Source organism: Corallococcus silvisoli, assembly GCF_009909145.1.
In the GTDB taxonomy this organism is placed as follows: Bacteria; Myxococcota; Myxococcia; order Myxococcales; family Myxococcaceae; genus Corallococcus; species Corallococcus silvisoli.
On record NZ_JAAAPJ010000012.1, the window covers coordinates 181,689 to 203,629 of the forward strand.

The 21,941-nt window shown below is 71.2% G+C and carries 13 protein-coding genes; 7 read left to right on the forward strand and 6 right to left on the reverse strand.

Features of this window, described 5'->3' with window-relative positions; genetic code table 11:
- Window positions 1–5: 5 nt before the first annotated feature.
- Together GTY96_RS38590 and GTY96_RS24145 are read right to left on the reverse strand one after the other, a co-directional pair.
- Complete coding sequence (locus GTY96_RS38590; RefSeq protein WP_161665942.1) at window positions 6–1,685, reverse strand: tetratricopeptide repeat protein; 1,680 nt, start codon at window positions 1,683–1,685, stop codon at window positions 6–8.
- Between the two features lie 225 nt (window positions 1,686–1,910).
- Window positions 1,911–2,324, reverse strand: coding sequence for a hypothetical protein (locus GTY96_RS24145; RefSeq protein WP_143905098.1), 414 nt, complete (start codon window positions 2,322–2,324; stop codon window positions 1,911–1,913).
- A gap of 392 nt (window positions 2,325–2,716) precedes the next feature.
- On the opposite strand from GTY96_RS24145, the gene GTY96_RS24150 reads away from it, so the two are divergent.
- Both GTY96_RS24150 and GTY96_RS24155 read left to right on the forward strand, forming a co-directional pair.
- Window positions 2,717–4,633: a thiamine pyrophosphate-binding protein gene (locus GTY96_RS24150; protein WP_143905099.1), complete on the forward strand. Its 1,917-nt coding sequence runs from the start codon at window positions 2,717–2,719 to the stop codon at window positions 4,631–4,633.
- Between the two features lie 7 nt (window positions 4,634–4,640).
- Complete coding sequence (locus GTY96_RS24155; RefSeq protein WP_161665943.1) at window positions 4,641–5,606, forward strand: 3-oxoacyl-[acyl-carrier-protein] synthase III C-terminal domain-containing protein; 966 nt, start codon at window positions 4,641–4,643, stop codon at window positions 5,604–5,606.
- 10 nt (window positions 5,607–5,616) lie between these two features.
- Here GTY96_RS24155 and GTY96_RS37800 read toward each other — a convergent pair whose 3' ends face one another.
- From GTY96_RS37800 to GTY96_RS24175, 3 genes are all read right to left on the reverse strand, one after another.
- Window positions 5,617–7,233, reverse strand: a complete 1,617-nt coding sequence (locus GTY96_RS37800) for a hypothetical protein (protein WP_235685816.1) — start codon at window positions 7,231–7,233, stop codon at window positions 5,617–5,619.
- Window positions 7,234–7,300: 67 nt separating this feature from the next.
- Window positions 7,301–9,565, reverse strand: a complete 2,265-nt coding sequence (locus GTY96_RS24170; protein ID WP_161665944.1) for a serine/threonine-protein kinase — start codon at window positions 9,563–9,565, stop codon at window positions 7,301–7,303.
- Between the two features lie 237 nt (window positions 9,566–9,802).
- Complete coding sequence (locus GTY96_RS24175) at window positions 9,803–11,254, reverse strand: DEAD/DEAH box helicase (RefSeq protein ID WP_143905102.1); 1,452 nt, start codon at window positions 11,252–11,254, stop codon at window positions 9,803–9,805.
- Between the two features lie 455 nt (window positions 11,255–11,709).
- On the opposite strand from GTY96_RS24175, the gene GTY96_RS24180 reads away from it, so the two are divergent.
- Genes GTY96_RS24180 through GTY96_RS24195 form a run of 4 tightly spaced genes read left to right on the forward strand, consistent with a single transcriptional unit; the run spans window position 11,710 to window position 17,549 of the window.
- A complete protein-coding gene (locus GTY96_RS24180) occupies window positions 11,710–13,290 on the forward strand; it encodes a glucan biosynthesis protein (RefSeq protein WP_235685817.1) in 1,581 nt (526 codons plus the stop codon).
- A complete protein-coding gene (locus tag GTY96_RS24185) occupies window positions 13,278–13,790 on the forward strand; it encodes a hypothetical protein (RefSeq protein ID WP_161665945.1) in 513 nt (170 codons plus the stop codon). Before GTY96_RS24180 ends, GTY96_RS24185 begins: the two co-directional genes overlap by 13 nt.
- A 48-nt stretch (window positions 13,791–13,838) precedes the next feature.
- Complete coding sequence (gene mdoH, locus GTY96_RS24190; protein WP_143905104.1) at window positions 13,839–15,863, forward strand: glucans biosynthesis glucosyltransferase MdoH; 2,025 nt, start codon at window positions 13,839–13,841, stop codon at window positions 15,861–15,863.
- A gap of 42 nt (window positions 15,864–15,905) precedes the next feature.
- Window positions 15,906–17,549, forward strand: coding sequence for a M28 family metallopeptidase (locus GTY96_RS24195; protein WP_161665946.1), 1,644 nt, complete (start codon window positions 15,906–15,908; stop codon window positions 17,547–17,549).
- 14 nt (window positions 17,550–17,563) lie between these two features.
- Here GTY96_RS24195 and GTY96_RS24200 read toward each other — a convergent pair whose 3' ends face one another.
- Window positions 17,564–20,716, reverse strand: a complete 3,153-nt coding sequence (locus GTY96_RS24200) for an ATP-binding protein (RefSeq protein WP_161665947.1) — start codon at window positions 20,714–20,716, stop codon at window positions 17,564–17,566.
- A gap of 388 nt (window positions 20,717–21,104) precedes the next feature.
- On the opposite strand from GTY96_RS24200, the gene GTY96_RS24205 reads away from it, so the two are divergent.
- Window positions 21,105–21,941: a hypothetical protein gene (locus tag GTY96_RS24205; RefSeq protein WP_143905107.1), complete on the forward strand. Its 837-nt coding sequence runs from the start codon at window positions 21,105–21,107 to the stop codon at window positions 21,939–21,941.

Consider the following 21,941-nt stretch of genomic DNA (forward strand, 5'->3'; position numbering starts at 1 on the left):
GGGCCTCATGGAAGGTCGCGAGCGAACTGCTCGCGATAGCGGGTCTGGAGAGGACGCAGCAGCCGCGTGCCCCGGTACTCGCGGGCAAGCAGGTGCCAGGCCTCCGTGCGCGAAGGCTCCAGCGCGATGACGCGCTCCAGGTGCGCCCGTGCGCGAGCGTGCGCGCGGGTGTTCGTCGCCAGCACGCCCAGCAGCAGGTGTGCCTGCACGGCGTCCTCCCGGAAGGCGAGCACGCGCTCGCAGGCGGTGCGCGCCGCGCCCAGGCGCCCCTGGAGCAGGTGCAGCTCGCACTGCACGAGCATGACGGAGGGGGTCTCTGGAAACTCCCGTGCGAGCGCCGTGATGCGTTCGCGCGCCGGACCGGAAGCGCCGGCATGCAGCAGGGCCTCGATGTCGATGACCGAGCGTACGAGGAACCCTTCGCGCATGGGATCCACGGTCGGGGGCGCATCCCCGTGGGGACGCAGCGCCACCTGTCTCCGCAACAGCGCCGCCTGCTCGAGCACCGCGGACGACGCGGCGAGCCCCGGGGCCCGGTTCGCGGTCTGCTCCGCCCATGTCACGCAGTGGGCGCGAAGGAAGAGGCCCGCCAGATCCGCCCACTGCACGGGCTCCACATCGGTTCGGGCCTCGAGGTTCCGTCTCGCGGCCAGCAGGCTGTCGCGCGCTTCATCGAAACGGCCCGCGTGCAGGTGGAGCAGCGCGACGTTCATCCGCAGCGAAGGCTCACTGGGAAAGCGCGCGGCGGCCCGCTCGCAGCGCTGACGCGTGGCCTCCGCCCCCGGCGTCAGCCGCACCGCGAGGTAGCACGCGAGCAACTGCACGCGTTCGTCGTGGGGATGCCGCACGGCGAGGGGCTCCATGACCTCGGCGGCCACCTCCACCCGGCCGGCCTTCTCCAACGCGATGACCTCCGCCAGCCGCTGCCGCTCCAGCGGCGTCAGCGACCGGGGCGTCCCTTCCGGCCCCAACACGACGCTGGCGGCGCGGACGCGGTCGGTCCATTCGAGGAGGAAGTCCCGCTCCGGGCCCTCCCACGCGGGGCCAGACATGCCCTCCACCGCCGCGCGCAGCTCGCGGGCCCAGGCCTTCTGGGCCGCCAGCTCCACGCGCGCCCCGGGCAGGTGCCGCCGCCCCGCGTCCAGCAGCGCGAGCGTCCGCGCATCGAACCCCTCATGAGCCGCGTCGTACTTGGGCGACATCCATCCGCGCCCGTCGCGCACGTGAGGAGCGCCCCAGGTATGGGCCCACTCGTGCAACAGCGCCGACACCTCCAGCCGTTGCCGTGCCTCCACGGGCAGGCCCGCGTCGATTCCCCGGAGCACGCAGTGGCGTCCGAGCACGCGCGCGAAGCCCAACTCGTGCTGGGAATCGCTGAAGGCAGGGGGCGCGGCGACCAGACCGACCACCAGGTCCACGTCCTCGCCCGCGTCCGCCGCTTCCAGCGCGTCCACCACCGGCTCCAACGGCCCGTTGGAGCCTCGGCGGTCCCACGCTCGCGCCGACTCCAGCTCGAACGTCACCCCCAGCGGCTCGCGCACGGCCTCGCTCGCGCGCTGGAGCCACGCCGCGAAGCCTCGTTCCCAGTGGAGGACTCGCGCCCGGTGATCCGCGTCCGCGTAGACGCGAACCCGCAGCGCGCGCCCGGGAAGGGCCGCGGCGGTGGGCGCCGCCGCCGGACTCACGCGGCCACGTGGGTCTTCACGGGACGGGTCCGAGGCGGCGCAGCGCGCGCACAGGAGGCCCAGGATGATGAGGAGGACAGAACCGACCCGGCCTGGCGTCCGTGGGGACCCGGCGTTCAAGGAACAGGACCTTCCAGGTAGCGGGTGGAATCAGGCCCCGGTGGGGGCAGGGGAGGCGGTGGGCCTCCGGAAGAGGCCTCCACCGCCATCACCCAGGGCACGTCGTCAGGCCGCCGCGTCCTCTTCCTTCGAGGGCTCGGTGGCGCTGGTGATCCAGTCGACCGCCTTGTGCTCCCACTCCGGATCCTTCGACGCGTCGATGTAGCGCTCCCACTCGTACACGCCGCTCTGCTTCGCCATGCGCACCATCATCAGGCGGGCCACCGTGCTGTCCAGCACCACCGACGAGCGCACCATGCCGTTCTGCCGCAACCAACCCATCGCCTGCTTGATGATCTCCTGGGTCTCCGGCGGGTTCGCCTTCTGGCTGCGAATGTCCACCATCAGCCCGAAGGGCCGACCCCGCTTCACCGCCACCTTGGCGCGAAGGTCATCGAACCAGACCTTGGCCTCGGCTGGGGTGATGTAGCCCGGCGCATTGATTCTGAAGCCGTACTCCGTCCGCAGATTCTCAGCCATGACAACCCCCACGTGGAAATTGTGGTGCGCGCGTCACTCCCATGCGACTTCAGCCGGATGGCAGTGCGCCTGCGAGCCTACTCCACTCAATGCGCACGTGGATCCACTGGCGCGTTGCTCACGTACGCGCGCGCGAGGTACACGCTCCGTGTGAACATGCTGGCGTTGGGTGGCGGACGTGGTAACCCGTCACGAAGTGTGAGAATCCAGCGTCAGGCGAACTTTCCACTCTTTTTACTTCACATTTGCTTGCTTCCCCAGTATTAGGGGGATGCATCTTTCCAGCACCCCCACAACACTGCCCTCGCATCGAGGTCCCCCCGGACTCGGTGGCAGCGACTCGGCGTCTCAGGTCGAGTCTGATGGGACCGGGGCCTTGGAGAAGCCCACCGATGTCCACCTCCTCGCTCGCTGAGCTGAAGCCCGCCACCTCCTCCTCGTTGAGGCATGAGGTTTCCGTGGAGGCGCTTCGTCACGAGACGCCCGCTGCTGGGAAGGTGAACGCGCTGGAGGCCCGTCACGGCGATCCCATCCCGATGTACGGGGACGCGAACGCGCGCGGCTTCAAGACGGTGGAGGACCTGACGGTCGCGGACTGTGTGATCGCGCACCTGGAGGCGGAGGACGTGGATGCGGTGTTCGGCATCCCGGGCGGCAACATCGCTCCGTTCCAGCAGGCGCTGCGCAAGCACGCGTCCATGCGCTTCATCATCGCGTCGCACGAGGCGGGCGCGGCGTTCATGGCGGATGGCTATGCGCGCGCCACCGGCAAGCTGGGCGTGTGCATGGTGACGGCCGGGCCTGGCGCCACCAACGCGCTGACGGGCGTGGCTTCCGCGCACCTGGACGGCGTGCCCATGCTGGCCATCAGCGGCAACATCGCCACGGACCGCGTGGGCCTGATGGCGATCCAGGAGAGCACCAGCTCCCACGGCGTGAACACGGTGGAGATGTTCCGCCAGGGCTGCGCCAGCTCCGTGGGCGTCACGGACGCGCAGAGCTTCCAGCGGCTGCTGGCGCGCTCGCTGCGCACCGCGCAGGGCCTGCCCGGCGGCGCCGCGCACCTGAGCATCCCGGCCAACATCGCGCGCCAGCCCATCCAGCGCGCGTCGGTGCCCACCACGCGCGGGGCCTTCCGCGCGCGTCCGGCGAACGCGCCCTTCGAGGACCTGCGCGCCGCCTTCACGCTGCTGCGCACCGCGCGCCGTCCGCTCATCTTCCTGGGCTCGGGCGCGCGCGAGGCGATGGCGGAGCACGGCGAGGCGTTCACCGCGTTCGTCACGCAGCACGGCATCCCCGTGGCCACCAGCATGCGCGGCAAGGGGCTGTTCTCCGAGCGCGAGGCGCTGTCGCTGGGCGTGCTGGGGCTGGCGGGCAGCAAGCGCGCGGAGGCCTACCTGCGCGAAGGCGTGGACGTGATGCTGGTCCTGGGCAGCCGCCTGGGCGAGTGGGCATCCCGCAGCTTCCACCGCTACTTCCAGTCCGTGCACCACGTCATCCAGGTGGACGTGAACGCGTCGAACATCGGCCAGTTCCTGCCGGTGCGGCTGCCCATCGTGGCGGACGTGGGTTCGGTGGTGACGGGGCTGGCGGAGCTGGGGCAGATGATCGGCCCGTCCAGCGGCGCCCGCGTGCAGGAGCGCTGGTCGCAGGTGATGGCGTTGACGGAGGCCGCGCCCGTCGTGCGCGCCCCGCAGGCGCAGGACTCGGTGAAGCCGCAGGACCTGATGGCGGAGCTCGACAAGCACCTGAGCCCGGACATGGACCTGTACATCGACATGGGCAACTGCACCGGGTGGACGGCGCACCTGCTGCACATCACGCCGCCCGCGCGAATCTTCTACCCCTGCGGCCTGTCCTCCATGGGCTGGTCTTGCGGCGCGGTCATCGGCGGCAAGGTGGGGCGGCCGGAGCGCTCCGCGGTGGCCATCGTCGGTGATGGCGCGTTCCTGATGAACGGCACGGAGATGCTCACCGCCTCGCGCTACCGCGTGGGCACGGTGACGGTGGTCCTCAACGACAACTTCCTGGGCATGGTGAACCACGGCGAGCACGTGCAGGACCGCACGTACCCGCTGGAGGACGAGTTCTATGGCCTGGGCAACCCGGACCTGAAGGCCTTCTCCGAGTCGCTGGGCGCCCGCGCCTACACGGTGAACGCGCCCGGGCAGCTGGACGCGCTGCTGCCGGAAGTGCTGCGCCGCGCGGACGAGACGGGCCAGCCGCAGGTCATCATCGCGCACATCGACTACCGCGAGGTGCCGCCCTACGGCGACCGCTTCGCCGCCGTGGCCTCGGACGCGAAGTAGCCGCCGCATGAGCGCCGCGACCTACGCGCTGCTGGGCGTTGGCGCCGCCGTGCCCGGCACGGTGCGCGGCAACGAGGATCCCCTCTTCGAGCCCCTGCGCCGTGCCGCCGGAAGTGGCGGGGAGCACGCGCTCTTCTACGGCAATCGCGAGCGACGGGCGCTGGGGCCGGGTGAGTCCCTGGCCTCGCTCACCGCGCGCGCGGGCGCCGCCGCGCTCCAGGACGCGGGGCTGACCGCCTCGGACGTGCAGCGGCTGTATGGCTACGTGTCGGTGTCGGAGTTCATCGCGCCGAACGCGCTCTACGCGGTGCACCGGGAGCTGGGGCTGGGGCAGGGCGCCCTGGTGGTTCCGGTGCAGGCGGACTTCGCCAACTTCCTGATGGGCGTGGTGCTGGCCTGGGAGGCGCTGCGCGCGGGCAGCATCCAGCACGCGCTGGTCGCGGTGGGCTCCGCGTGGACGCGCAACGTGGACTACACGCAAGGGCACGCCATCGGCATTGGCGACGGCGCGGGCGCGGTGGTGGTGGGCGCGGGAGAGCGGCTGACCCTGGTGGACTGGGGCGCGGACACCTTCAGCGACGAGTACGGCGCGATGATGATGGGGCCGCGGCCGGAGTCCGGGCTCGCGCACCCTACCTATGGCATCGCGCCCACGTCGGGCGTGCAGGCCTTCCTGAACTCTGGAATGAACGGGCCGCCCCGGCTGGTGGAGCGGCTGCTCCACAAGCACGGCGTGGCGCGCGAGGACGTGACGCTCATCTCGCACCAGGCCACGCGCAAGCTGATGGACCACTGGGCGAAGGAGATCCGCCCGCGCGAGTACCTGGACACGTTCGAGGACTTCGGGAACATGGTGCACGCGTCCATCCCGGTGACGCTGGCCCGGTTCCACCGCGAGCTGCGAACGAAGTACCTGGTGATGGTGGGCCTGGGGATCGGCGCGCACCAGATGGCCCTGCTGGTGCGCGTCTGAGGGACGCCGGCTACTGGTCGTCGCAGGGCGTGCCCAGCCGAAGACCGGTGTAGACCCCCAGCTCGTTGTAGATGAGCGGCAGGTTCTGCCCCACGGGGACGTTGCGCAGCTCGACCTCCGTGCGCGGGTTTTCGATCCACATGGGCGTCTGCGCGCGGTCGATGACGAGCCGCAGCTGCCCCTTCTTCGTGGTGAAGATCTCGCCTTCGGAGTCCGCCACCACGTTGGTCATCTTCTGCGGCTTCAGGTCGCCCCGGGGCCCGATGAACACCCGGAAGTTGCGCGCCTCCGAGGGCGTGAAGCCCTTGTCCACGTAGTAGTACGTGCCCTTGGAGTCGCGCAGCAGCGCGTGCGGGACGAACTTCTGCGGGTTGGGGGCGTAGGTGGCCTTGCGCAGCAACTCGCGCGCCTCCGTGCCGGGGATCATCTCCAGGGACACCTTGCGCTCACCGCAGCGCAGCGAACAGGTGCGCTCCTGGGGGTCCACGCTCAGCGCCGAGTGCACTCGCAGATCGAGCCCGTCGTAGTCGGGGCTGCCCTTGGGATTGAAGAAGCGCGGATCCATGAAGGTCATGGCGGACAGGTTGCCGCCGCGGGGACGGGGCACCTCGAAGAACGCCTTCCCGTCGCCGTAGTAGAGCCGGTCCTCCAGGCCGTCCGTCTCCTCGTAGGGCACCGCGGCGACGTAGTGCCCCTTGCCGTCGGTGCAGACAGGGGTGGCCTCCAGGAGCATCCGCTGCCCCAGGTTCTCCGCCTTGCCCCACGACGGTTCGACGGCGGTGGCGGGGCTTGCGACGAGGAGCGCGGCCACGGGGAGCTGCTTCTTGAAGTAGCGGGTGGCGGCCTTCTGCTGATTGGAGACCTCCGGAGACGTGGTCCACACGAAGCGATCGCCTTGCAGGGCGGGCTCCAACGCGGCGCCAAAGCGGCAGTCCAGATGCTGGAGGCGGGCCTTCACCGCGCCGCGGGCCTCCTCCGACACCTCGCACATCGCCTTCAGCGCGTTGAGGGGGAAGGCGCAGAAGCGGGCGATGTCCTGGGCCTTGAGCACGGGTTCGCTGATGGTGGCCCAGTCGATGGCGCCCGCCACGGAGGTCCCGCAGGAGGTGTTCATCGCCTGGAGCACTTCGGCGTAGGCGGTGTCGTGGACGGATTCCTCGGCCTTTCGGTCGAAGGCCATCAGCTTCGCCAGCTGTCCGCTCTGGGTCTGTTGCTGGTGCTGCGCGTAGACCTCCTCCGGCTTGAGTTTCTGGGAGCGTGCTTCGTCGTACTGGACCGCGACGCCGTTGCCGGGGCCTCCGGGGAAGTGCAGCTCCGCGCGCGTGCCCACGATGATCAGCGGCGAGTAGTCCTTCCCGTGCCACTGGGTGGTGTAGCTATGCCGCTGGGTGCTGAGGCTGCTCCAGTCCTTCAGGGTGTAGGGGAGCACCAGGGTGTCCAGCACGGAGCCGGTGCCCTGGATGCGCAGGATGAACTTCTTCTCCTCGCGGGGCGCGAGCGGTACGACGGCGACCTGTTCTCCCTGCGGACCCACGAACACCTTGCCGGGCTCGACGGGGGCCGCGGCCAGGACGGGGAGGGGGCCCAGGACGGCGGCCAGCACGGCCACTGCGACGACGACTCTCACGCGCGCTTCCTTCCCCTTGCCGGGGGACTCGGCCGCGGCGGTGTTCCCGCGCACGGCCAGGGCCGGATCAAGGCTCCATGCTCAGGTCGACTTCGTACTTCCGGCACTCCTGCTCTGCCTTCTGCCGGAGCTTCTTGGGCAGCAGGTTCCACTCGGCGCGGGCCCCGCCCAGGTCCTTCTGCATACAGCGGATCTGCGTCAGCAGCAGGCGGGCCGCGAGGTTGGGGCCGTCCGTGTAGCTGCGCTGGGCCCGGTTGATCGCCGCGGACAGGTCCTTCTCCGCGATCGCCGCACGCGCTCCCTCGAGGGCCACGCGCGAGGCCTCGTTCGGGGGATCGACACTCAGGCCCTGCTTCGCCGCGGGAGCATCGATTCCCTTCGGCTTGCCTTGAGAAGGCACCTTGGCCGTCGGGGTGGGCGGGGTCTGCGCCACGACGGGCGGCTGGGGCGGGGGCTGCGGTGCCGTGGTCGGCGGGGGGAGGGGAGGCGGGACGTTGTTCACGGCGGGCGGCGGAACCGCGACGGGCTGTGGCGGCGTGCTCGCGACAATCGGCGGCGCCACGACAGGCGCCGGCCGCAGCCACCAACCCAGCCCCACGGCGCCGAGGATCAACGCGGCGGCGCCCGCGACCGGCAGTACTCGTGACTTTGGTTTACCGCCACTGGTAGCGTCGACGGGCAGCGTCGTCGGACCGGGCGCTCCCACCACGCCCGCCACGCTCACGGGCGCGAGCGGCTGGCCGTGGGGACCGACGGGACCCGCGAGGCTGCCTGGAACCGCCTGCTGCCCGCCGAGGCTGCCCGGAGCGATGTGCTGGCCCGAGGAGGAGGCAGGGGCTGCATGCTGCCCGCCGAAGCTGCCCGGAGCGGCGTGCTGGCCCGCGATGGATCCAGGGGGCAACTGCTGCCCGCCGAGGCCGCCTGGAGCGACGTGCTGGCTCGCGAGGCTGCCTGGAGCGACGTGCTGTTGGCCCGCGATGGAGCCTGGGGCCAGCTGCCCACCGAGGCTGCCCGGAGCGACGTGCTGGCCCGTGCCGTGACCTGGCGCGACGTGCTGCCCACCGATGCTCCCTGACGCGGCCTGCGGGCTCGTGCCGTAGGCCTGCTGCGCCGGCAGGGCCACACCCGAGGCTCCCACGGCGCCTGGTGCCACTCCGCTCGCGGGCATCTGCGTGGCGCCGAACCCCAGCGTGCCGCCCGCGGCCTGGGCCTGCTGACCGAACGGCGTCGTGCTGCTGCCACGGGGCGCCAGCGTCGCATCGAAGCCGATGTCATCCGGCTCCGCGACCGCGCCGGGACCGAAGCGGCCCGTCCCCGGCCCCTTGTTCGCCGGCGCCATCGTGGCGCCCATCGCGTCCTCGTCATCCGGGGCCACCGAGGGCAGGGCGACGCCGGAGGGACGCTTCGAGCGCGAGAACGTCCGGGCCGCGAGCTGTTCCTCTGTCTCCGGCAGCGACTGGAGCGTCGCGCCCGTGAGCTCCGTGATGAACGCCCCGACGTCCGGATGGCGATCATCCGGGTTCTTCTCCAGCGCGCGCGTCACCGCCCGGGCGACGTTCGGCGGAAGGTCCGGCATCAGCGTGGAGAGCGACACCGGCGGCTCATGCACCACGCGGTAGATGATCTGCGCCAGCGACCCGCCACCAAAGGGCGTCATCCCGGAGAGCATCTCGAACACGATGCCGCCCAGCGCGAACAGATCCGTCCTCGCGTCGATGCGCCGGTTGTGCCCCTGCGCCTGCTCCGGGGACATGTACTGCGGCGTGCCGATGAGCACCGCCTCCTGCGTCTGGAGCGTCTCGGAGGACATGACCTTCGAGATGCCGAAGTCGAGCAGCTTCACGCGCTCGCCCACCACGCCGCCGGAGTCGGTGGGCACCAGGAAGATGTTCGCGGGCTTCAGATCGCGGTGCACGACGCCAGCGCGATGCGCGGTCTGGAGCGCCGAACCCATCTGCCGCGTGAAGGAGAACACCTCCTCCAACGACAGCCGCCCGCGCCGCAGCCGGTCCGCGAGGCTCTCGCCGCGCAGGTACTCCAGCACCAGGAACGGACTGCCGTCCTCCAGCGTGTCGAAGTCCAACACCTCCACGATGTTCGGGTGCCCCAGCCGGGAGGCGATCTCCGCCTCGCGCCGGAAGCGCACGTGGAGGTCCGGCCCCACGTGGTCCCCGATGCGCAGCACCTTCACCGCCACCTGCTTGCCCGGAAGCCGCAGGTGCTGGGCCAGGAACACCGACCCCATGCCGCCCCGACCCAACACGGAGACGACTTTGTAGGTGTTCCGGAGGACCGAATCGATGTTCAGCTCACCGTCAGCCGAGCGCGTCATGGAAGAGGGCGTGTCCTGATGACAAAGGGCGCGAAAGCACCACCGCGAAACGGGGCGCCACGCTAGCACGCCCCATCCGTCAGGGCGCGCGCCTCTCGCCGCGGGCGACCCCCTGGACAGTCGAACGCCCGGACCCTCGTGGGAGGACCCGGGCGTCATGAACTCCATCCTTCCCAGCCCACCCGGAAAGGAGCGGCCTCATGGGGCCGCATCCCTACCTCGAGGAGCCGAGCAGGCTCAGCCCCACTTGGACATCGTGCGACGGGGCGGAGGCGAACCCGGCCCCGCGGCCGGAGCCGCCGGACGCGCCACCTGCGGACGGCCCTGGCCACCCGTGCGAGGCGCCTGGGCATTGCCGCCGCTGGCCTGACGCGACTGGCCACCGCTCGAACGGCCTTGCCCCCCGCCACCCCCGCCATTGCGGCCGCCTCGGCCACCGCGACGCTGACCCCCGCCGCCACCCCCGCCGTTGCCACGCGCGGAGCCCCGTCCGCCCCGGTTGCCGGCCAGCGGGGGACGGGTGTCCTCCACATCCCCGGGCAGGGGAGGGGGCAGCTGCGAGCGGAAGCCCGCGTCCGCCACCGGCACGCTGCGGCGGATGGTGCGCTCGATGTCGCGCAGGTACGCGCGCTCCTCGGAGTCGCAGAAGGACACGGCCTGTCCGCTGGCGCCCGCGCGACCGGTGCGGCCGATGCGGTGCACGTACTGCTCCGGCACGTTGGGCAGGTCGTAGTTGAACACGTGCGACAGCCCGTCGATGTCGATGCCGCGCGCCGCGATGTCCGTGGCGACCAGCACCCGGAGCGTGCCGGCGCGGAACTCATCCAGCGCGCGCTCGCGGGCGTTCTGGCTCTTGTTGCCGTGGATCGCGTCCGCGCGCACGCCCGCCGCCGTGAGCTGCTTGGCCACGCGGTTGGCGCCGTGCTTCGTGCGGGTGAAGACGAGCGCGCGCGGAATCGCCTTCGCGTCCTGGAGCAGGTGCGTGAGCAGCGCGCGCTTCTCCTCGCGCTCCACGAAGTACACCTGCTGGCTCACCGTCTCCGCGGTGCTGGACGCGGGCGTCACCTCCACGCGCACCGGCTCCTTCAGGATGTTGCGCGCCAGGTCCACGATGTCCGGCGGCAGCGTCGCGCTGAAGAACAGCGTCTGGCGCACCGACGGCAGCACCTTGATGACCCGCCGCACGTCGTGGATGAACCCCATGTCCAGCATGCGGTCCGCCTCGTCGAGCACGAACACTTCCAGCGCGCGCAACGTCACGTGGCCCTGATCAATGAGATCCAGCAGGCGCCCCGGCGTCGCCACCAGGATGTCCACGCCCTGGCGCAGCGCCTGGACCTGCGGATTCTGGCCCACGCCGCCGAACACCACCGCGTGGCGCAGCGGCAGGTGCTTGCCGTAGGTCCCGAAGCTGTCACTCACCTGGCTGGCCAGCTCGCGCGTGGGCGTCAGCACCAGGCAGCGCACCGGCCGCGCGCCGCCCGCGGGCGCCTTCGCCGACAGGCGCTGGAGGATGGGCAGCGCGAACGCCGCCGTCTTGCCCGTGCCCGTCTGGGCCACGCCCAACACATCCTTGCCCGCCAGTGCGTGGGGAATCGCTTTCACCTGGATGGGCGTCGGCGTGGTGTAGCCCTCGGCCTTCACGGCCTTGAGAAGGGAATCGGTCAACTGCAGTTCGTCGAAAGTCATGAAATCCCGCGATGAAGGGTGGGCGCACTCCCCCTCCGGCGGGGGACCGACCGCGCAGCGCGCCCTCCCGCGGTATTGCGGGGGCGCCTTGCGGTACGCGGTCAGGCCAAATTGCGGCCCGAGGCACCTGGAAACGTCCTGGAACCCCTGGGCTTCCGGAAGGATTCCCGGTGCCGCCCAGGGCCCGGCCACACTGCCTGCAACGGGGGGCAATGTCCCGGGAAATCCTCCCCGCCCGGCTGCTCCCCACCGCTGTGGAGATTTCGGACAGGGCTGGAGGCCGCCTGCCCCCGTCGTCCCCAACCCCCCAGTCCGGGCGCCAGTGGCCTCCTCTCTCGGACGCCCTCCCAAGTCACCGGAATCATTTGGATTCAAACTAAATGGCTGTGGGTAAGTCCTGGGATTGATTGGGCAATTCCTCACCCATCGTTGGCTGGCATGCCCGTTGCTAGCCCATGCCGCGTCGCGCCGTGATGGCGCGGGCGGTGGGCCCCTGGGAGGAGCGGGATTTGAAGCGGTGGCAGCGACAGACGGTGGGGCTGGCCTGGGGCTTGGGGCTGTGCGTGGCGGCGTTGGCGTGTGCCCAGCCCAAGGCGGGGGCGGTCCGGGGGACTGGGTTCTCCACGGAGTCGGTGCAGGAGCGGGCCCGCGCGCTGGCCGCGAAGCCGTACCAGGAGCCCCCCATCGGGGTGCCGCCCTCCTTCGAGAAGCTCACGTACGATCAGTTCCGGGACATCCGCTTCCGTGACTCGGCGTCGCTGTGGCGTGAAGAGGGGCTGCCCTTCCGGGCGCAGTTCTTCCACCCGGGCTTCTATTACACGCGTCCCGTGGTCGTGAACCTGGTGGAGGGCGGCAGGGCGCGCCCGGTGCCCTTCTCCACGGAGCAGTTCACCTATGGGCCCCTGGTGGGCACGCCGCCCAAGGGCAAGGTGAACGGCTTCGCGGGCTTCCGGCTGAACGCGCCGCTGAACACGAAGGACTACTACGACGAGCTGGTGGCCTTCCTGGGCGCCAGCTACTTCCGCGCGCTCGGCAAGGGCAACCTCTATGGTCTGTCCGCGCGCGGGCTCGCCATCGACACGGCGCTGCCGGGGGGCGAGGAGTTCCCCACGTTCCGCGAGTTCTGGCTGGAGACGCCGGCCGCGGGCTCGGACGCGGTGGTGGTGCACGCGCTGATGGACAGCCCCAGCGTGACGGGCGCGTTCCGCTTCGCCATCCACCCGGGTGAGCGCACGGTGATGGACGTGGACGCGACGGTGTTCGCGCGCAAGGTGGTGCGGCAGTTGGGCCTGGCGCCGCTCACCAGCATGTTCCTCTTCGGTGAGAACGACCGGGGCGACTTCGACGACTTCCGCCCGGAGGTCCACGATTCCGACGGCCTGTCGGTCTGGATGAAGAACGGCGAGAAGCTGTGGCGCCCCCTGAAGAACCCGAAGCAGCTCCAGGTCAGCAGCTTCCACTCGGACGGACTGGCGGGCTTCGGCCTGCTGCAGCGCGACCAGGCGTTCACCAGCTACGAGGACCTGGAGGCGCGCTACGAGCGCCGGCCGGGCGCCTGGGTGGAGCCGGTGAGTGACTGGGGCGCCGGCTCCGTGCGGCTCGTGGAGATCCCGACCCGCGAGGAGATCCACGACAACATCGTGGCCTTCTGGGTGCCGGATGCGCCGGTGCAGGCGGGCGCGCAGCTTCGCTTCGCCTACCGGCTGTCCTGGGGCTTCGCCCCCGAGGGCGCGAAGGCTGGGGGCTCCACCGTCGCGGCGACGCGTGTCGCGGCGGGCAGCAAGCCGGGGGCGCGCCGCTTCGTCCTCGACTTCACGAAGGACGCCGGGGAGGGCACCGGTCCGGTGGAGGCGGTCGTCACCGCTTCACGCGGCCAGGTGCTGCACCCGCGCGCGGAGGTCCATGCGATCTCCGGTGGCTACCGCGCGGCCTTCGAGCTGCTGCCCGACGGGGACGCCCCCGTCGAGCTGCGCTGCTTCCTGAAACGCGGTTCCGAGACCCTCACCGAGACCTGGAGCTACCTGTGGATTCCGTGACCACGCACCCGTTCATGTCGTTCGCTCCGGCGATGCCCCAGGACGCCCGCGCGGACACGCGCGCCGCGCTGGTGGGCTTCTTCCAGGACTTTGGTTTCACCGGCCGAGGGGACCTGGATCGGCTGGCGAGCTGGGTCCTGGGAACCCGGGAGCTGGCCCTGTCTCCGGAGGCCGCGCTGGCGCTCGCGCGCTGGCGCGTGGAGGGGTGGCTGGCGGCGGTGCTCGGGCCTTCGCACGTGGGGCCGGCGCTGCTGGTGCGCGGCCGGGCCGCCTTCGTCCTGGTGGGCGGTGCGCGCTGGGGCGCGGACGTGCTGCTGCGCGAGCCCAGCACGCTGCCGGAGGCGTGGCGCCGCGCGGTGTGTGAAGCCGTGCCCATGTCGGCCCCGGCGGAAGTGCCCTGCCAGATGCGGGAGCAGGTGCTCGTGCTCAATCCCTTCATGGACATGGTGCGCCGCTGGCTGCGCCCCGCCAGCCGGGCGGACGTGTCGCCGTCGCGCTAGGCGCGCGCCATCCACACCGCAAGCGCCGCACGGGAGCCCGGAGTCCGCATGAACCCCCAACCGTACACTCCGGCGCTGGCCCGTCCGCGCCGCGTCATGGTGCTGGGGCTCGCGGCCCTGAGCACCGGGTTCGCATCCGTGGAGATGCACCGGCTGCTGGCCGCCCACGGGACCACGGTGCCGGAGCTGTTCGTGCTGGGGCTGTTCACGCTGTGCTTCGCGTGGATCTCCCTGTCGTTCTGGAGCGGCATCGCGGGCTTCGTGCAGCTGGTGTCGAACCAGCGGGTGCCGGGCCTGCTCTGGCCCACGGAGGAGGAGGCCGCGGTCCCGCTGACGCGCCGCACCGCCGTGGTGATGCCCGTCTACAACGAGGATCCGGCCGCCGTGTTCGCGCACGTGCAGGCCACGTACGAGTCCATCGCCGCGACGGGGCAGTTGGACGCGTTCGACTTCTACGTGCTCAGCGACTCCACCCGGGCGGAGTCGTGGGTGGCGGAGGAGCTGGCGTGGTCGGAGCTGTGCCGCCGGGTGGGCGGGCAGGGCCGCATCTTCTACCGCCGCCGCTCCGACAACACCGCCAAGAAGGCCGGGAACCTGGCCGAGTTCTGCGAGCGCTGGGGCCGCCGCTACGACTTCCTGCTGGTGCTGGACGCCGACAGCTTGATGGCGGGCGACAGCGTGGTGCGGATGGCGCGGCTGATGGAGCTGAACCCGGGGGCGGGCATCCTCCAGGTGCCGCCGCAGAACGTGGGTCGCTCCACGCTGTTCGCGCGCCTGCAGCAGTTCGCGGGGCGCATCTACGGGCCCATCGTGGCCGCGGGCGCGGCGTCGTGGCAGCTGGGGGACTCCAACTACTGGGGCCACAACGCCATCCTGCGCATGGCGCCCTTCATCGAGCACTGTGGCCTGCCGGTGCTTCCGGGGCAGCAGCCCTTCGGCGGCCACATCCTCAGCCATGACTTCGTGGAGGCGGCGCTGATGCGCCGGGCGGGCTACACGGTGTGGCTGGTGCCGGAGATTGGCGGCAGCTACGAGCAGCCGCCGCCGGACCTGTTGGCGTACGCGCAGCGCGACCGCCGCTGGTGCCAGGGCAACCTCCAGCACCTGGGCCTGGTGATGGCGGGGGGCCTGCATCCGATGAGCCGGATGCACTTCCTCATGGGGGTGATGTCCTACGTCGCATCGCCCCTGTGGCTCATCTTCCTGGTGTCGGGCCTGTTCGCCGCGCTGCACGAGTGGTTCTTCTCGCCGGCGACGCTGGTGGGGTTCCAGTCCACGCTGCCCGGGGGAGACGCGTTCGACACGGTGGGCGCGCTGCGGCTGATGCTCGTGTCGCTGGCGATGCTGTGGATTCCGCGCCTGATGGGCCTGGGGCTGGTGCTCGCGGACCGCGAGGAGGCGGCGCGGATGGGGGGCCGCGCCATGCTGGTGCTGAGCGTGGCGCTGGAGGGCGTGGTGTCCACGCTGATGGCGCCGGTGATGATGCTCTTCCAGTCGCACTTCGTGTTCGGGACGCTGCTTGGCTACAAGGTGAACTGGTCCAGCCAGCAGCGCGAGGACACCGACCTGCCCTGGTCGGAGGCCCTGCGGCGGCACAAGTGGCACATGGTGGTCGGCGTCGTGCTCGCGCTGCTGGCGGTCGCGGTGGCGCCGGGGATGCTGACGTGGTTGTCGCCGGTCATCCTGGGGCTGTGGCTGTCCCCGGCCATCTCCGTGTTCACCGCCCGTGCGTCACTGGGCCTGTGGGCGCAGCGGCGGGGCCTGTTCCTCATCCCGGAGGAGGTGGCTCCCCCCACGGTGCTGGTGCGCGCGCAGGAGCTCGCGGGGGAGGAGCTGGAGCCGGTGGGCGATGCGCTGGACCACGTGCTGACGGATCCGCGCGCGCACGCCCTGCATCTGGCCCTGCTGGAGGCGCACCCGACGGCCGGTGTGCCCGTGGCCCTCGCGTCCGCGCGGCGCAAGCTGCTGGCGGGCGCGGTGGAGCCCCTGTCCGCGCAGGAGAAGTCCGCGGTCCTGCTGGATGCACGCACACTGTCGGAGCTGCGCGGCCGGCGCTTGAGCGTCCAGGCCTGATCGCGGTTGCACGGGGGCACGCCGCCCTGGATGCTCCTGGGCATGAACCGGGTCACCTCCGCCGCCGCGCTCGCGCTGTTCTTCTCCTCTGGGGCCTTCGCCGCGGAGCCTCCCACCTCCGGGGAGGACCGGTGGTGGAAGCACGTCGAGGTCCTGGCCAGTGACGCGATGGAGGGCCGGGACACGGGCAGCAAGGGCTACGAGCTGGCCGCGGGCTATGTGTCCAAGGAGCTGGCCGCGCTGGGGGTCCGGCCGGTGATGAAGACCGGCTTCCTCCAGCCCATGGCGCTGGAGTCCCGCCGCCTCATCGAGTCGAAGTCGCGCATCGCGCTGGTGAAGGACGGCAAGACGCAGCCGCTCGTGCAGGGCGAGGACGCCGTCCTGTCCTCGCGGCAGGGAGAGGCCGGTGCCGTGGACGCGCCGCTGGTGTTCGTGGGGTACGGCCTGTCCATTCCCGAGCTGGGCCATGATGACTTCGCGGGCCTGGACCTGAAGGGCAAGGTGGTGGTGCTGCTCCAGGGCGGACCGGGGAACATCCCGGGCCCGGTGAAGTCCCATTTCTCTTCGTGGACGGAGCGCGTGAAGGTCCTCAAGCGCGCGGGGGCCGTGGGGTACGTCTACCTGCAGAACCCCAAGCACCAGGAGCTGCCGTGGGAGCGGCTGGTCGGCTCCGTCAGGAGCCCGACGATGCAGTTCGCGGAGGCGTCGCTCAATGACACCGGCGGTCTGAAGGTCGCGGCGGTGATGAACGTGACGCGGTCGCAGAAGCTGTTCGAGGGCGCGCCTCACCGCTACGAAGAGCTGGTGGCGTTGGCGGACGCGGATCAGCCGCTGCCGAGGTTCGAGCTGCCCTTCCGGCTGAAGGCGAAGCTGGCGTTCGAGGTGAAGTCGCTGAAGTCGATGAACGTGGTGGGCGTCATGCCGGGCGCGGATCCGGTGCTCGCGAAGGAGTACGTGGTGCTCAGCGCGCACCTGGACCACGTGGGCGTGGGAGAGCCGGTGAACGGCGACCGCATCTACAACGGCGCCATGGACAACGCGTCCGGTGTCGCGGCGGTGCTGGAGGTCGCGCGCCAGCTGCATGCCCAGCCGACGAAGCCGAAGCGTTCAGTGCTGTTCGCGCTGGTGACAGGGGAGGAGAAGGGGCTGCTCGGGTCGAAGTACTTCGCGGCCCGGCCGCCCGTGCCCATCACCTCCATGGTGGCGGACTTCAACCTGGACATGTTCATGCCCCACTGGCCCTTCACCTCCGTGGTGGCGCACGGCAAGGACGAGTCCACGCTGTCGGTGCCGCTGGCGGCGGTGGCCGCGAAGCAGGGCGTCCAGGTGCTCCCGGATCCGGAGCCGGACCGCAACCTGTTCGTGCGCAGCGACCAGTACTCGTTCATCCGCGAGGGCGTGCCCGCGCTGTTCTTCAAGTTTGGCTACACGCCGGGGTCGCAGGAGCAGAAGGTCCTCAAGCAGTGGCTGACGGAGCGCTACCACGCGCCGTCGGACGACCTGTCCCAGCAGCCCGTGGATCACGAAGGCGCCGCGCGGTTCATCGAGTTCCTGACCGCCATGACGAACGCGGTGGCGGACGCGCCGGGCCGCCCCCAGTGGAATGACGACAGCTTCTTCCGGCGCTTCGCGAAGCCTTCGGTAGTGCCCGTCAAGTCCGCGCCGACCTCCACCGTGACCCCGTAGGCCCGCGGCTCGGCTCAGGCGTCGGGGTGGGACTCCGCGACCCCGGGACGGGCCTCCAGGAAGCGCAGCGCGCCGCGGATGTCCGACGAGGCTGATTCCTTCGGGGCGTGTCGCGCTGCTTCGATGCGGCGGCGCGCGGAGCCGCGCGCTTCGTGGCCTTCCGCGCTTCCCACCGGCAAGGTGTCGGCGTGGGCGAGGTCGAGCGCGGCGCGCAGCAGCTCCACGAGCTGGAAGAGGGCAGGGTCGTCGCGCAGCTCGGGAGCCCCATCCAGCGCCGAGAACCCTTCGCGGGCCGCGGTCAGTTCGCCGCACGCCGCATCCAACGCGGCAAGGTGCGCGATGAAGCGCAGTGCCTGCCAGCGAGACGCGCGGCCCAGGATGGCCACCGCCTCCGCCAGCGCCGCGCGGGCCTGCTTCCAGTGGCCCCGGGCAAGCGATGCCCGGCCCCACTCTCCCAGGGCGGTGCCCTCCATCAGGCGTTGACCCAGCAGCCGCGACAGGCGCACCGCGGCCTCCAGATGCTCGCAGGCCTCCATGACGCCGCCCCCGTCCAGCAGGTAGCACCCCAGGTTGAGCCGCGCGAGTGCCTGCCCCGCGCGGTCCTCCACGCTCAGCGCTCGTGCCAGCGCCTCGCCCAACAACGTCACCGCTTCGCCGCTGTCGCCTGCTTCACCCATGGCGACCGCGCAGTTGGTGAGGAAGCCCACCTCGAACGTCACGTCCCCGACCTCGCGGAACAGGGCCAGCGCCGCGCGAAGGTGCGGGATGGCTGCCTCCGGTCCTCGCCGCACCTGTTCGACGAGGCCCAGGTTGCCCATCGCGTAGGCCTCCAACCAATGGTCATTCCCGGAGGGCAGGGCCTGCGCGTCGCGCATCAGCGTCCACGCGGCGGCCGCGTCTCCGGCGTGCCGGGCGACGATGGACAGATCCACGAGCACGCGCTTCTCCAGCGCGGTCTCGCCCAGCACATGGAAGATGCCGCGCACCTGCTCCAGCGCCTGGCGGGCCGCGTCCGCCTGTCCCGCGTCCAGGTACGCACGGCCCAGGACCGCGAGCGCCTCCGCGCGCTTCAGCGGCGCCACCGCCACGCGCGAAGACAGCTCCAGTGCCTGCTCCAGCCTCTCCAGCAGCAGACCCGCGGGCCCGCGCGTCCGCACATCCGGCTCCAACGCCACCAGGGTCTCCAGCGCGCGGCCCAGGGACTCGGCGGACGCGGGACGCACCGCCATCGCGTTGTCGCATGCGGCCAGCAGGTTCTCCCGCTCCAGGGCCAACCTGCGGAGCGCCGTCGCACCGCCTGTCTTCTGGACGCGCTCTCTCAGCCGCCGCGCGACCTGGAGATACGTGTCCGCATGGCGGGCCTCGCAGGCCACCTCGTCCCCCTGTTCCATCAGGCGCAGCGCCGCGTATTCGCGGATGCTCTCGTAAAGCCCCAGGCGCAGGAAGCCGCCGGGCGAGCCCACCTCTCGCGCGCACACGAGCGAACGGGAGCGCAGGGAGTGCAGCACCTCCAGCACGTCCGGTGACCCCTCCGGCAGCACCAACACCGCCTCGGCCGCCTCCAGCGTGAAGCCGCCGCGGAACACCGAGCATTGCGCCAGCGCGGCGCGCTCCGCTGGCTCCAGCAGGTTCCACGACCAGTCGATGGCCCCCCGCAGCGTCGCCTGCCGGGCGGGTGCATCCCGCCGCCCGACGCGCAGCAGGTCGAAGCGCTTCGACAGCCGCTCGCGCAGCTGCTCCACTCCCAGCACGCTCACGCGCGCGGCGGCCAGCTCGATGGCCAGGGCGATGCCGTCCAATTGCCGCACGATGTCCGCGACGCGCGGGGCGTCCTCGTCGCCCAGGATGAAGTCGCCGCGCGTCTCCCGCGCCCGCTGCACGAACAGGCGCACCGCGTCCGAGCGCAGGATGACGTCCCAGCGCGTCTCCTCGGGATCTGGCAGACCCAGCGGGGCCAGATCCAGCACGCGCTCTCCGGGCAGGCGCAGGGCCTCGCGCGTGGTGACGAGGAAGCGCGCGTGCGGCGCCAGCACCCGCCAGCGGCCCAGCGTCGCGGGCACGTGCCGCACCACCTGCTCCACGTTGTCGAGGATGACCAGCACGTCGCCGCAGCCCGCGAGCGCGCGGCCCAGCCGCTCCGCGGGCGTGCTGCCGTCGCCATCCGCCGCCAGCGGGACGCCCAGGGCGCGCCCCACCGCGTGGCAGAGATCATCCGCCGTCAGGGCCTCCTCCAGATCGCACCGCCAGACGCCGCCCTCCCAGTGACCCGCGTCCGACTCCAGCGCGCCGAAGTGCGTGGCCAGCCGCGTCTTCCCCATGCCCCCCGGGCCCAGGATGCTGAGCAGCCGCGCGCCCTCCGACACCCACTGGCGCAGGGTGTCCAGCTCCTCCGCGCGCCCCACCAGGTCCTGCCGCAGCAGCGGCACGTTGCCGGGCCGCTCCCGTGGCGCGCGCAGAGGCCCGAAGCGGCGGTGCGACAAGGCCACCGGCAACAGCTCCACCAGCGTCACGCTGTCGCCCACGCCGCGCAGGCGGAAGGCGCCCAGCTGGCGCGCGATGGGCAGCCCCAGCGCGGCCAGCTCCTGGGCGACGCGAGCCCACGTCGCGCCGCTCAGCAGCACCTGGCCGCCATGGCCCGCGTCCGCCACGCGCGCCGCGATGTTCACCGGAGGCCCCAGGTAGTCCAACCGGTGGGTGGAGGGATCCATCCGGCAGTCGGGTTCCCCCACGTGCACGCCCATGCGCACGCGCAGCCCCCGGTGGGCCAGCCCTTCGGCCGCGTACTCCTCCGCCGCGTCCGCTTCCTCCAGCAAGGCCTTGGGCCAGCTCACGTGCAGCAGGGCCTCCTGGGCCCGGAGGCACCAGTGCACCGCCTCCGTGGGGGACGCGAACGCCACCATGAAGGCGTCGCCCTGCGACTTCACCTCGTAGCCGTCCGTGCCCAGCAGCAGCGCGCGCAGCACGCCATCATGCAGCTCCAGCGCGTCGCGCATGCCCTGGCCGCAGCGCTCCCACAGGCGGGTGGACCCCTGGATGTCGGTGAAGACCAGCGCGACCGAACCGGTGGGAGGCAGGTGTGGCGAGGGAGGGGGCCTCATGTCCCGGTTGGAAGGCGCGTCGTCGGCTGGAGGCTCGACGACCGCGAGTCTTCGGAAGGCCTCTGCCATGCTCCCGCTCTCCCGATGCCAGAAACCCACGCACCCAATCCCACCCTCGCCGCCACCGTGTTGCCCGTCAGGGTGAAGTTCGTGCCGACAGGCCTTCACATGGAAAGCAGTACGGACCGGAACGGCAACACGCACCTGCCGGACAGGGCAGTCCGCTGGTAGTGAGCACTTGTGACCGCGCCGCGCGTGCATCCATCACTGCACGACATCCGTATGGTCCCATGGGGTGTCCCGCTGTCCGCGCGACACGGTCTTCCCTCCCCGGCGCGAGGGCCGGGGTCTGGCAGGCCCCATTCGAAGTAGGTCGGCGGGCCGTGCTAGGACTGCCTTCACGTCCCGTCCTCGCGGCAGGTGCGCGAGGTACACGATGCTCCCTCCGGAAGGACTCATGCGTTCGACTTCGGCACTGGCCTTGATGATGGCTTCCCTCGCGTTTGGCGCGCTGTCGGCATGCGGCGACGACGCGAAGGACAACAACCCGGACGGGGGCACCTCCTCCGGGACGGACGCGGGCACCGACGGCGGTCCGAATGGAACGGGCGACGGCAAGTGCCCGGCCTCCGCGATCATCTGCGAGAACTTCGACAAGGGGCAGAACGGCTGGAAGACCCCGGATGAGGAGCACCACGCGACCATCACCATCGACGGCACGCGCACGCGCTCCGGCAGCGGCGCGGTGCACGTGGTGACGGAGGCGGGGCACGATGAGACGACGGGCAAGGAGCAGGATCCGCAGGCCATCGCGCACCTGCGCAAGGACATCCCGGCCTTCGGCACGACGCTCTACACGCGCGCGTATGTCTACCTGAGCCGCGCCGCGCCCCAGGATGTGATGGGGACGTACTTCATCCTCTTCTCGCCCAAGGAGAGCGACTTCGGCGGCATCGAATTGCAGGGCATGGTCAACGGCGGCTTCGCGCTGGATGACTGGAGCGGCATCAAGGGCACGGGGTGGAACTACCAGGACGACCTGAAGGTGACGGTGTCGCCGAACAAGTGGACCTGCATCGAGTGGGGCGTGCAGCGCGCCAGTGCCACGGCCACCACGGGCCACGCGCAGGTGTGGGTGGATGGCGCGCAGGCGTTCGACTTCCCGAACGTGGGCATGCGGCCGTTCACCAGCTTCGCGGTGGGCTACGGCTTCGTGCATCCGCACGGCGACTCCGCGTCGGAGACGTGGATCGACGACCTCGCGGTGGCGCCCGTGCGCATCGGCTGCGAGTGA